Source organism: Streptomyces sp. B1866, from assembly GCF_031932565.1.
In the GTDB taxonomy this organism is placed as follows: domain Bacteria; phylum Actinomycetota; class Actinomycetes; order Streptomycetales; family Streptomycetaceae; genus Streptomyces.
The window spans coordinates 1-5,451 of sequence record NZ_JAVSCF010000339.1 but is presented as its reverse complement, the minus strand read 5'-3'; the positions used below and the strand labels follow the sequence as shown (position 1 = coordinate 5,451).

Below are 5,451 nucleotides of genomic sequence, written 5' to 3'. Positions count from 1 at the left end.
CCGGGCGGCGCGGGCCGCGGCCGCGGCCCGGCGCACGGCCGGGGACGACGGGCCGCTGCCGGCTCAGGCCACGTAGGTCCGCGGGCCCTCCGCCTCCGCGCCCGCGCCGGAGGCGACCAGGTCCGCGGCGGCGGCCAGCCGGACGGCCGCCTCCTCGGCGACCGCGCCGGCGACGGTGAACGGCAGCCGTACGAAACCCTCGTAGGCGCCGTCGACGCCGAACCGCGGCCCGGAGGGCACCCGCACGCCCAGCCGCTCGCCCGCCTCGGCGATGCGGGACCCGGACAGTCCGCCGGTGCGGGCCCACAAGGTCAGCCCGCCGGAGGGCACGGCGAACTCCCAGGAGGGCAGGTGGCGGCGGACCGCGGCGACGAGCGCGTCGCGGTTCTCCCGCGCCTGGGCGCGGCGCAGGGCGACGGCCTCCTCCCAGCCGCCGCCGCGCAGCAGCCAGGCGACGGCGACCTGGTCCACGACGGGCGAGCCGAGGTCGGCGTAGGCGCGGGCGGCCACGAGGCTGCGGATGACGTCCGGCGCGGCGCGCACCCACCCGATGCGCAGCCCGGCCCAGAACGCCTTGCTGGCCGACCCGAGGGTGATGACCGTGCTGCCCCCGGGGTCGAACGCGGCCACCGGGCGGGGCCGGGCGGCGTACCCGGTCCCGTCCGCGCCGTCCGCGCTCCCCGGCCCGTCCGCGCTCCGGGGGACGTCCGGGCTCCGGGGGACGTCCGGGCCGACCGGGCCGTCCAGGGACAGCTCGGCCATGGTCTCGTCGGCGACCAGGACGCTGCCCGCCGCGCGGGCCGCGCCGGCCAGTCGGCGGCGCTGCTCCTCGTCGGCGAGCGCGCCGGTGGGGTTGTGGTAGTCGGCGATGACGTAGGCCATGCGGGGCGCGGCGGCGCGCAGCGCCTGCTGCCAGGCGGGGATGTCCCAGCCCGCGAGTCCGTCCGCCATGGCCACGGGCACCAGCCGGGCGCCCGCCTCGCGCATCAACTGCAGGACGTTGGCGTAGGAGGGGGAGTCGACGGCGACCCGCTCGCCGGGCCGCACCAGGAGGCGGCAGATGGCGGCCACCGCGCCCATGGCGCCGGTGGTGACCATGATCTGCTCGGGCCTGGTGGGGACGCCGCGGGCGGTGTAGCGGTCGGCGAGGGCCTGGCGCAGGACGGGCAGCCCGGCGGGGTAGTCGCCGTGGGTGCGCGCGTACGGCGCCAGTTCCTCCAGGGCGCCGCGCATCGCGCGGGTCAGCCACGGCTCGGGCGCGGGCAGCGCGGCGCAGCCCAGGTCGATCACGGAGCCCGCGGCCTCCGGGGGCAGCGGGTGCAGGCCCCGGGTGGGCAGCGGGCTGCCCGCGGGCACGGCGGTCCAGCTTCCCGCGCCGCGGCGCGACTCCAGGAAGCCCTCGGCGCGCAGCGCCTCGTAGGCGGCGGCCACGGTGGTGCGGCTGACCCCGAGCGCCGTGGCCAGCTCCCGCTCGGCGGGCAGCCGGGCGGCGACCGGCACCCGGCCTTCCAGGACGAGCAGCCGCACGCCGTCGGCGAGGGAGCGGTAGGCCGGCACCCGGCGCGCGCCGGGGACCGCCGGCGCGGCCGCCGGGCGGCCGCCGGAGGAGCCGAGCAGGCGCGCCAGCTGCGGGGTGCCCACGGCCGAGGTCCACGGGCTCATGGCCGCGGGTCCGCCTTCCGGGCGCCACCCCGGGAATTGGCTACGGAACTGGACTGACACATGACGGAAGAATGCCACTACATAGGCCAATGGCACCAGAGTCCGAGGGCAGGAGCAGGCCACATCACGCCCGGAAAGGGCCGGACGGGAATACCGGAGAAGAGCCGGCAAGAAGAGGACAGGAAGAGGAGGGAAGGCCGCCGGGACCCGGCGGCCGGTCCGGACCGCCGCCGGTCGGACACGCAGCGCCCGCGCCTGGTCGCACACGGTGGGAGGCATGACCGGAAAGGCAAAAGATTTACCGCTCACGCATGAGGAGCGGTAGTGTACGCCCCTGACTCACCAGGTGGACCGTTACTGCGCGCTAAAGAGGCAAAAACGCTGGGTGACATCTGCTGTCAGATGTGACAAACCGGGCGCCTGTGGGTAGAACAACGGGGCGGCACGACGGGCGACGCATGTCCCTCTACGGGAATCTTCACCGCCGACCGGACGTTGACCGGATGACGACGACAGCGACACCTGTCCTGTGGGCGACAAGCCCGGGAGGCACGATTCATGAGTGAGCGAGCTCTCCGCGGCACGCGACTCGTGGTGACCAGCTACGAGACCGACCGCGGCATCGATCTGGCCCCGCGCCAGGCGGTGGAGTACGCATGCCGGAACGGACATCGGTTCGAGATGCCCTTCTCGGTGGAGGCGGAGATTCCGCCCGAGTGGGAGTGCAAGGCGTGCGGCACCCAGGCACTCCTGGTGGACGGTGAGGGGCCCGAGGAGAAGAAGATCAAGCCCGCGCGGACCCATTGGGACATGCTCATGGAGCGGCGCACCCGCGAGGAGCTGGAGGAGGTGCTGGCCGAGCGGCTGGCCGTCCTGCGCTCCGGCGCCATGAACATCGCCGTGCATCCGCGCGACACCCGCAAGTCCGCCTGACGGCGGGCGCACGCCGACCGGTATAGGCACAGCCGGACGGCCGTGACCGGGCCGGACCGGCGAGGACACGGGCCGTACGCCGCCGAGCCGTGCCGGGCGGCGTGCGGGACACACAAGGGCCGGGGCCACCGCGTGACAGGCGGTGGCCCCGGCCCTTGCGCGCGCCCACGGCCCCCGCGCGTCCACGACCCGGCGCCGACATCCGCGGGCGCCCGGCGTCGCGCTCCCGCGCGGGCGTTCCCCGGACCCGGAGAACGCCTGGTCGCGGCGCCTGTCAGTCCCTACCCGCCGACCCGCGGCCGCCGCTGTCCGGCCGTCCGGGCGCGGCGCCGTCCTCCTGGACGACCTCACCGCGGATGACCCGGCCCTCCGGCCGGTGCGCACCGCCCGCACCGAAACCGCCCGCACCGAAACCGTCCGCGCCGAAGCCGTCCGGCCCGGACCCGGCCGGCCGCGGCCCCGGGACGGCCGCGCCGGACAGCATCCGCACGAAGCGGCGCCGCAGCAGCGTCCGGACCGGTGGGAGGAGGCACAGCAGGCCCGCCGCGTCGGACACCAGGCCCGGCACCATCAGCAGCAGTCCGCCGAGCATCGTCGCCGCGTTGCCGGCGCCCGCCGACAGGTCCGCGCCGGGCCCGGCCGGAGCGGCCCCCGGCTGCATCGACGCGGCCAGGCTGCGCCAGGCCCGCCGCCCCGCGCGCCGGATCACCGCGGCGCCCGCCACCACCCCGGCCACCAGCAGCNCGGATCACCGCGGCGCCCGCCACCACCCCGGCCACCAGCAGCAGGAAGACGGTCGCTCCCCCGGCCACGTCCGCCACCACGGTCAGCAGCCAGATCTCCAGCACCAGCCAGGCCGCGACCGCCAGCGGCACGGCGGTGCGGGCGCGCGAGCGCCGGGGCCGGGTGGGGGTCCGCTGCCAGGGTGTGCCGGTCGTCATGCCTTCCAGTGTGCCGGGTCGGCCGGCACGGCCGGCGCCCGGGGCTGACGGACCGCCGCCGGCCGCAGGCCCGTACGCGCCCGGGCCGGGCCGCGGTCGCCCGGGCCGGGCGCCGTCAGCCCCGCCGCGGCCCGTCAGGCGGGCTTGCGGCCCCCAGCAGCCGGCTGACGCGGGCGTTCACACCCCAGGAGGTGACCCGCCACAGCGCCTCGACGACGATCTCGCGGCTCATCTTGCTGTCGCCCAGCTCGCGCTCGATGAAGGTGACGGGCACCTCCACCACGTGGAAGCCCGCCTTGACGGCGCGCCAGGCCAGGTCGACCTGGAAGCAGTACCCCTGCGAGTCGACCTGGTCCAGGCCGAGCCCCAGCAGGGTCTCCCGGCGGAAGGCCCGGTAGCCGGCGGTCAGGTCGCGCAGCCGGACGCCGAGCATGAGACGCGAGTAGGTGCTGCCGCCGCGCGAGATGAACTGGCGGGACTTCGGCCAGTTGACGACCCGCCCGCCGGGCACCCAGCGCGAGCCGATCACCAGGTCCGCGCCCTTCAGGGCGGTGAGCAGCCGGGGCAGTTCCTCGGGCTGGTGGGAGCCGTCGGCGTCCATCTCGACCAGCACGCCGTAGTCGCGCTCGATGCCCCAGCGGAATCCGGCCAGGTAGGCGGCGCCGAGCCCTTCCTTGCCCTTGCGGTGCAGCACCTTGACGTGGTCGTCGCCGATCGCGATCTCGTCCGCGATCTTGCCGGTGCCGTCCGGGCTGTTGTCGTCGGCGACGAGGACGTGCGCCTCGGGCACGGCCTCGCGTACCCGGGCGATGATCGGCCCGATGTTCTCCGCCTCGTTGTACGTCGGAATGATCACCAACGCCCTGCCGAGCGGACCGAATGTCCGCTCCCCCGCGTCGCTCACTGCTCCTGCTCCTTCATCCTTGTGCGTCCCAGCCGGCCGCGAGCGATCGCGGCCGCGCAGGACGCAGCGCCCACCATAGCGAGCGCCCATTCGGGCGCCGCACCCACGTGGTCGGCGACAGTGGTCTGGTCACGCAACGGTATGCGTGCGGTCAGTACATCCCGCGTGAATTCCCTCGTCTGCCGCTCGATCGTGCCGTCGGGTGCGACGACGGCACTGATGCCGCTGGTGGCGGCGGTGACCACCGCCCGGCCGTGCTCGACCGCCCGCAGCCGGGACATCACCAGCTGCTGCTCGGGCAGACCGGTACGGCCGTAGGTGGCGTTGTTGGTCTGTACGACGATGGCGCGGGCGCCCGCGTTCACCGTGTCGCGCACGATCCCGTCGTACGCGACCTCGAAGCAGATCACGTCGCCGAGCCGGGCCGGGCCCACCCGCAGCAGCCCGGCGTGGTCGCCGGGGTAGAAGTCGCGCGGGACGCGCTTCAGACGGCTGACGACCTTGCTGAGCTGCGCTCGGAAGGGCACGTACTCGCCGAACGGTACCGGGTGCTGCTTGGTGTACGACGCGCCGGGGCCGGTCCGCGGGTCCCACACGATGCCCTGGTTGAGGACGTACCCGTCCTTGGTGGAGTGGTCGACCAGGGCGCCGACGAGCACCGGCACGCCGATCGCCCGCACCGCCGCGTCGATGCGGGCGTACGCCTCCGGGTACCGGTAGGGGTCGAGGTCGGAGGCGTTCTCCGGCCAGATCACGAGGTCGGGCCGGCGCGCCCGGCCGGCCCGGACCTCCCGGGCCAGGTCCTCGGTGGCCTTCGCGTGGTTGCCCAGGATCTGCATCGGGCGGCCGAGGAAGTCCATGCCGGGCCGCTCCACGTTCCCCTGGACGACGGCGATGTCCACGGTGTCCGCGGCCCCGGTGGGTACGGGCACGGCGTACCCGGCGGCGGCCGCGGCGGCGGCCAGGACCAGCGCGGCGGCGGCGGGCCGGGCCGCGCGCCCGGACGGCGCC

General features: G+C 75.7%; 4 protein-coding genes and 1 pseudogene. 1 reads left to right on the top strand and 4 read right to left on the bottom strand.

Going from position 1 to position 5,451, the window contains the following annotated elements:
* Nucleotides 1–63: 63 nt before the first annotated feature.
* Nucleotides 64–1,662: a PLP-dependent aminotransferase family protein gene (locus tag RKE29_RS27505; protein WP_312008378.1), complete on the bottom strand. Its 1,599-nt coding sequence runs from the start codon at nucleotides 1,660–1,662 to the stop codon at nucleotides 64–66.
* Between the two features lie 558 nt (nucleotides 1,663–2,220).
* Between RKE29_RS27505 and RKE29_RS27500 the strand changes: the two genes are divergently transcribed.
* On the top strand, nucleotides 2,221–2,595 hold the full coding sequence (locus RKE29_RS27500) for an RNA polymerase-binding protein RbpA (protein ID WP_312008377.1): 375 nt from the start codon (nucleotides 2,221–2,223) through the stop codon (nucleotides 2,593–2,595).
* Nucleotides 2,596–2,869: 274 nt separating this feature from the next.
* Here RKE29_RS27500 and RKE29_RS27495 read toward each other — a convergent pair.
* From RKE29_RS27495 to lnt, 3 genes and pseudogenes are all read right to left on the bottom strand, one after another.
* Nucleotides 2,870–3,536: pseudogene (locus RKE29_RS27495) on the bottom strand (FxsA family protein).
* Nucleotides 3,537–3,651: 115 nt separating this feature from the next.
* The gene (locus RKE29_RS27490) at nucleotides 3,652–4,440 is read right to left on the bottom strand and encodes a polyprenol monophosphomannose synthase (protein WP_312008376.1); all 789 of its coding nucleotides are present in this window, start codon (nucleotides 4,438–4,440) and stop codon (nucleotides 3,652–3,654) included.
* On the bottom strand, nucleotides 4,437–5,451 hold a 1,015-nt coding region (lnt, locus tag RKE29_RS27485), incomplete at its 5' end, for an apolipoprotein N-acyltransferase (RefSeq protein WP_312008375.1). The genes RKE29_RS27490 and lnt, both read right to left, overlap by 4 nt.